Source organism: Deinococcota bacterium (assembly GCA_030858465.1).
Lineage (GTDB): Bacteria > Deinococcota > Deinococci > Deinococcales > Trueperaceae > JALZLY01.
The window spans coordinates 1-6,297 of record JALZLY010000245.1; the positions used below are offsets into that span (position 1 = coordinate 1).

Annotated in this window: 5 protein-coding genes; 1 reads left to right on the top strand and 4 read right to left on the bottom strand. The window is 62.3% G+C overall.

All coding sequences use genetic code 11. The annotated features are described in order from the left end of the window. On the bottom strand, window positions 1-1,478 hold a 1,478-nt coding region (locus M3498_12385), incomplete at its 3' end, for a peptidase S10 (GenBank protein MDQ3460081.1). A gap of 68 nt (window positions 1,479-1,546) precedes the next feature. Between M3498_12385 and recQ the strand changes: the two genes are divergently transcribed. Next, a complete protein-coding gene (recQ, locus tag M3498_12390) occupies window positions 1,547-3,718 on the top strand; it encodes a DNA helicase RecQ (protein MDQ3460082.1) in 2,172 nt (723 codons plus the stop codon). Window positions 3,719-3,740: 22 nt separating this feature from the next. On the opposite strand, the gene M3498_12395 is transcribed toward recQ, so the two are convergent. The 3 genes from M3498_12395 to M3498_12405 all read right to left on the bottom strand — a co-directional run. Then, on the bottom strand, window positions 3,741-4,580 hold the full coding sequence (locus M3498_12395; GenBank protein ID MDQ3460083.1) for a LysM peptidoglycan-binding domain-containing protein: 840 nt from the start codon (window positions 4,578-4,580) through the stop codon (window positions 3,741-3,743). Between the two features lie 126 nt (window positions 4,581-4,706). Beyond that, window positions 4,707-4,958, bottom strand: a complete 252-nt coding sequence (locus M3498_12400; GenBank protein ID MDQ3460084.1) for a hypothetical protein — start codon at window positions 4,956-4,958, stop codon at window positions 4,707-4,709. Window positions 4,959-5,395: 437 nt separating this feature from the next. Then, a partial coding sequence (locus M3498_12405; protein ID MDQ3460085.1) for a hypothetical protein occupies window positions 5,396-6,297 on the bottom strand: 902 nt, incomplete at its 5' end.

The window sequence follows — 6,297 nt, forward strand, 5'->3', positions numbered from 1 at the left end:
ACAAATCCTGCCAGCTCGCCCTTCAGCTTCGCCAGCGATTCGCGGTGGACGTACATCATGTGGCCGGCCTGGTAAAGGCTCTTGGAAAGGTTCGCTTGCAGCGTCGGGTCGAGTTCCAGGTGATTCATGGTGTAGTCGGTGGCGAAGTAGGGCGTGGCCAGGTCGTAGTAGCCGCTGGCGACGTGGACCTTGAGAAAGGGGTTCATGGTCATCGCCTTGCGCAACGTCTCGGCGACGTTGACGTACTGGTTCTCGAACTCCTTGTAGCTCCAGTTCTGGTAGAGGCCCTTTAAGATCTCATAGGGCAGGTCGCTCTCGTAGCGGAGTTCTTCGCGCACGTAATGGTTGAAGGTGGCGGTGTAGGGCCCCTGGATGGTGGCGTAGCTGGGGTCGTACTCGAAGCTCTCCCCGGCGGCGTCGCGGTCGATGCCCGTAAAGCGGCTGTCGAGACGCCCGACCGTGCGGCGCTCGCCCCTCAGGAGCTCCTTGACGAAGCGCATGATGCCCACGCGCAGGTTGCTGCGTTCGAGGTAGCTCTCGGAGAGGCCGGTGTAGCGGGCCAGACTCTGAACGACAGCCGTTCTCTCTTCCTCGCCCAAGGCCGCGCCCTTCATCAGGGCCAAGCTGTAGTCGCCCATGACGAAAGCCTCGACCTCCCCCAGCACGGCCTTCAAGTCCTGCCCTTGCAGGCTCTCCGGCAAACGCTCGTGGTACCAGGCGGTGGCGGTGTAGCTGGGCAGGAAGAGCAGGTAGGGCAGGTCGTTGCCGGGCTCGAAGCGGGCGGTCGCGAAGTCGAGGATGGAGGAGACCAGCATGATGCCGTTCAAGAACATCCCGTGGCGCTCCTGCAAGTAGCCCGACAGGCCCGCCGCCCGGGTGGTTCCGTAGCTCTCGCCGATGAGGAACTTGGGGCTGGTCCAGCGCCCGTAGCGCGTGCTGTAGAGGCGGATAAAGTCGCCGACGGACTCGATGTCCCTTTTGAAGCCGTGAAAGTCCCCTGCCTTTTCGCCCGGCGCCGCGCGGCTGTAGCCGGTGCTGACGGGGTCGATGAAGACGAGGTCGCTGACGTCCAGCAGCGAGTGCTCGTTGTCCACCAGCCGGTAAGGGGGCGGGAGCGGGTTGCCGGTGTCGTCAAAGAGCACCCGGCGCGGGCCGAGCAGGCCCAGGTGCAGCCACACCGAGGACGAGCCGGGGCCGCCGTTGAAGGAGAAGGTGACGGGGCGGGTGCCTCTATCCTCCACCTCATCGCGGCTGTAGGCGACGAAGAAAAAGGAGGCCTTGGGCTTCTCGCCCTCCCACCGGCCCTCCTGGTCGCCCTTGCCCTCGGATTCTTCCCTCAGGATCATCGTGCCGGCGGTGACGGTGTAGGGGATCTCGAGCCCGCCGACCGTGACGCTGTGCTTCGTTACTGAGAGGGCGTCCTTGGGCTCGAGGCTCTGGCTGGTTTCGCTGGTTTCGGCTTTGGGGTTCTCGCTCATCCCACCATTCTAGCCCACTCGCCTGAGGGCGCCTTGCCCCCTGCCCGCCGGCATGGAACAATGGCAGGGTGACGCAGCGAGCTCTTCGGACGGCGCAAAGCATCCTCGCCTCGGTCTTCGGCTTCGACCGCTTTCGTGGCGAGCAGGCCGACATCGTGTCTCACGTCGCGGCGGGCGGCGATGCGCTCGTGCTCATGCCGACCGGGGGCGGCAAGTCGCTCTGCTACCAGATTCCCGCGCTCTTGCGTCCGGGCGTCGGCGTCGTGGTCTCGCCGCTGATCGCGCTCATGAAGGACCAGGTGGACGCGCTCCTGCAAGTGGGTGTGCGGGCGGCCTACCTCAACTCGAGCCTGAGCCCGGACGGCGCGCGCGGGGTCGAGCGGAAGTTGCTTGCGGGCGAGCTCGATCTCCTCTACGTCGCGCCCGAGCGCCTCCTGACGCCGCGCTTTTTGGAGCTGCTGGAGCGCAGCCAGGTCGCCCTCTTCGCCATCGACGAGGCGCACTGCGTCTCGCAGTGGGGGCACGACTTCCGCCCCGAGTACATCGGGCTCTCCCTCCTGGCCGAGCGCTTTGGCTCGGTGCCGCGCGTCGCGCTGACGGCCACCGCCGACGCGGCCACGAGGCGCGAGATGCTCACCCGGCTGAGGCTCCATGGGGCGCGGCAGTTCGTCTCGAGCTTCGACAGGCCCAACATCCGCTACACCGTAGTCGACAAAGAGAGCGCCAAGGAGCAGTTTCTCGCCTTCTACCGCGCCGAGCATGCGGGTGAGGCGGGCATCGTCTACTGCCTGTCGCGCAAGAGCGTGGACGGCACCGCGCAGTGGTTGCAGAAGCACGGCCTCAAGGCGCTGCCCTACCACGCCGGGCTCGACAGCCTCACGCGCCAGCGGCACCAGGAGCGCTTTTTGCGCGAGGACGGCCTGGTCATGGTCGCGACCATCGCCTTTGGCATGGGCATCGACAAGCCCGACGTGCGCTTTGTCGCGCATCTAGACCTGCCCAAGAGCTTAGAGGGCTACTACCAGGAGACCGGCCGGGCCGGGCGCGACGGGCTGCCCGCCGACGCCTTCTTGACCTACGGCCTCGGCGACGTAGTGTCTCTGCGGCGGATGATGGCCGGCTCAACGGCCCCCGACGAGGTCAAGCGCGTCGAGACTCAAAAGCTCGAGGCGCTGTTGGGCTACTGCGAGTCGCCGCGCTGCCGGCGGCAGGGGCTGCTCGAGTACTTCGGTGAAGCTCTGGCGGAGCCCTGCGGCAACTGCGACACCTGCCTGACCCCGGTCGCGACCTGGGACGGCACCGTCGCCGCTCAAAAGGCGCTCTCGACCGTCTACCGCACCGGCCAGCGCTTCGGCGCGGGCCACCTCATCGACGTGCTCCTCGGCAAGGAGACGCCGCGCATGCAGTCCCTGGGGCATCACAAGCTGAGCACCTACGGCATCGGCAAGGAGCTGAGCGAGCGCGCCTGGCGCTCGGTCCTGCGCCAGCTCGTGGCGGGGGGCTTCTTGAGCACCGACGCCGGGGGACACGGCTCGCTTCTGCTGACGCCCAGGAGCGGCCCGGTCCTGAAGGGGGAGGCGGTCAGGTTCCGGCACGACCCGACGCCGAGCAAGAAGAAGGCGGCGCCTAGGGGGGTAGACGCGGCGCCTCTAGGAGACGCCGACGGGGAACTCTTCGAGGCGCTGCGCGCTAAGCGCACCGACTTCGCCCGTGAGCAGGGCGTGCCCCCTTACGTCATCTTCCACGACAGCACCCTGCGGGCGATGGCCCAGAGCAAGCCCCGGAGCCTGCCGGCGCTGGCGGGGCTGTCAGGGCTGGGGAAGGCCAAATTGGAGCGCTACGGTCAGGCCTTTTTGGAGGTCATCCTCGCCCACACCGAGGCGCCCGCGGAACAGGAGCAAGCCGTGGCCGCGATTCCGGCGGCCCCCCAGGACGAGGACGGCACGGTGGAGCAGACCAGGGCGCTCATCTTCGCGGGACGGTCGCCGGAGCAGGTCGCCGAGGCGCGCGCGCTCAAGCTGAGCACCGTCCTCGTGCATTTGGCCGAGCTGGTCCGCCGGGGCGACCTGACGGCGGCCGAAGCCACGGGCCTGGCCGAGGACGAGCTGCGCGCCATCGAGGAGGCCGCCCTCGCCCTGCCGGAGGAGGAGCGCGGCCGCTTAAAGTCGCTCTTCGAGAGGTTTGGGGGAAGGTACTCCTACGGCGTCTTGCGCTGCGTCTCTGCGGGCATCGCCGATTAAGGCCGATTACCTTCTTGAGGTCTTAGGGGATGATAAGCACCATTCCCGGATAGATAAAATTGGGGTTCCGGATGAGAAAGGAGTTAGCCTCGAGAATGTCGGACCAGCGACCCGCGCGGCGGTAGAAGAAACTCGCGATGGTGGTGAGGGTGTCACCGGATTGCACCGTATAGATGCCACGGGCACCCGTCAGGCGGGCCACCTCGGACTGCGCCTCCTCGAGCCTGAGTCGGGCCTCTTCGAGCTCAACCTGGGTCGCCTCGCCCTCCTCAAGCAGGCCCTCATAAGCGGTGTTGAGTTTCGAGGCGAACAGTTGCGCCCCTTCCAGATCGGAGGCGATGTTGTCCCAGTCCCCGGTAAGGTGTTCGCCAACCAACGAGGGAACGCATGGTAGGCGCTCCAGAGCCTCCGACAAACCATTGAGGCCAAAAACGCTGGTATAGATTCTGTCGCTATAGCTTGTCGCCTGAATCGTAAGCCGCGAGGCTGCTAATGCTCGAGCCGTAAAGGGGGGGACGTTGTGCAGGTCAATCCACGTGGCCGTATTATTCACAATGAGTCCCCACGAGTGAGTTGGTGAGGCTTCCTCTCTATCGAACCTGTAGCGCACGGGGATTGGTGGCTTAGTGTTCAGGAACTCTTCCGTATCAAAAATAATTCGCATTCCATTAAGGTGGCAAGCCCACCTTAGAGACGGTCTGCTAAAGCGGTTTGCGCCGTCAACACTGAAGGTCACGACGAAGCTTCTGTCCTCATCAGTCATCGGGTCGGCACGCTGAAAATAAATGAAGTCCCCAATTTCCTCCTGGGCGACGGCTAACCCGACCAAGGTCAAAACCAAAATACCCAGAACCTTCTTCATTATCCCGCTGGAAGGCAAATGCCTTTTGGCCGTCGGGCGTGATACTCCCGACGTTAAACAATCGCTGAAAAGGGGTAAGTCCGGCATACTGTCAGCTCCTTTCTGTGAAGCGAGAACCCCCCGGCTTTAGCTGTGGGGAGTGTCAACCTCGCTCATACCTCCAGATAAGAGCTCTCTTGAGCAGGATCTGCGGGGAAAGGCTTTGGCGTCCGTGCCCGCCTCGCGGCTGACCTCGACGAAGTAGATCTCGAGATCTTTGGGCTCGAGCTCCTTGGGGCGTGGCCTTCCCGAGACGCCGGGAGAGAGGTGATCGAAGGCCAAGGACGCGCCTTTCGAGCCAGGCGCGGGCAGTGGGCTCGAGGCACTTGGAGAGTTCACGCGCCTGCTCCACCACCTCGGACTTGGTGCGGACACCATGCCGGCCCTGGTAGTGTTCCACGAAACGGGCGAGACTGGGGTCAACGATGATGCTGAGCTTGGTCGTCGCCATAACGAACATTATACTCCGATACAGAGTATGAACCGGTGGTAAAGCTAAGCCGCTGCCCTTTTCGTATTCTTATTTCTGAATGACCGAGAGGGTTATTGGTGGTGCTTAGCGATGATCGCTCGAGCTTCCTCATGGAACTCTTCGACATTGATCGTGCCGAGGCCGAGTTCATCTTGGCCGTGGACGTGACGAAATCGAGGGCGACGTGGAGGCGGTGGACGAGCCGGAAAAGTAGCTCGAGGGATCGCTAGGAACATGTTGAACTGTTGGTGCATCAAGGTGGGCGATGTGTTGAGCTAGAGCTCGAGGGAAACCGACAAGAATGCTATGTCCTCGGCACCTTCCCAGGAATTAGAAACTCGGCCGGTAAGGGACTATAGGGATTTCGAACAACGCAAACAGCGCGCTCAAGAGCGAAGCCTGTTTTATTGCTGCTGGGCGCGTAGCCGATTGGTTCCGTAACAAGGATAACCGCTCCCACTCTACTGTTTGAGGTCGGGGTGAATTTTTGTGCCACAGATGTGCCTATCAGCCGAAGGTAGGGTAAAAGTTCGTTCTCACGAACGTGCGCGACATCTACGCAAATGTAGATCAGCCCCACGCCATTGGGGGGAATTTGACCGCGGGCATTATCAAAAGACTGAATAATTGCGTCAATGCGGTGGGAATCAACAAGATAGACACCTACCCGTCTCTGCTGTGTTACATGCATGCGCCCCTGATCATCTACATAGAACTGGGCTAGCACCTCGCTGGCTTTGCCGTCACCAGGCAGCCACACGCCATTCTCAGCCCCTGGTGGTGCGGGGGATGGCTCTTGAACAGACACGAAAGAGCTAGCCGTGGGGCTGAAGAAAATACCGCGTTTCTGCTCCTTGAGGAGCCCTTTGACAAAACTAACAAGAGAAGCCATAGCCTCTTGTTGCGGCTCTCCTGCTACCAGAATGACGACCTCATGATTACCTACCTCGTCGCCATCCCAATTCTCGCTAGGGGTCGGGTTTTGCAGTTGGCCCCAAATGTATTCCAGGTGTTCGCCACTACCAGCCTTTGGTTTATAAGCGTCCTTACGCTTGCATTCCATATAGACAGGCACGGGTTCGGTGACCAGCTTTAGATCTGCGGTTCGCTGCCCCAGGGTTTTAGATGTAAGTACAAGCTCTATCTGATGACCAGCCCTGACACTCGAGGCTGCAATATAAATGGTATGTTCATGCTTTTCAAAAG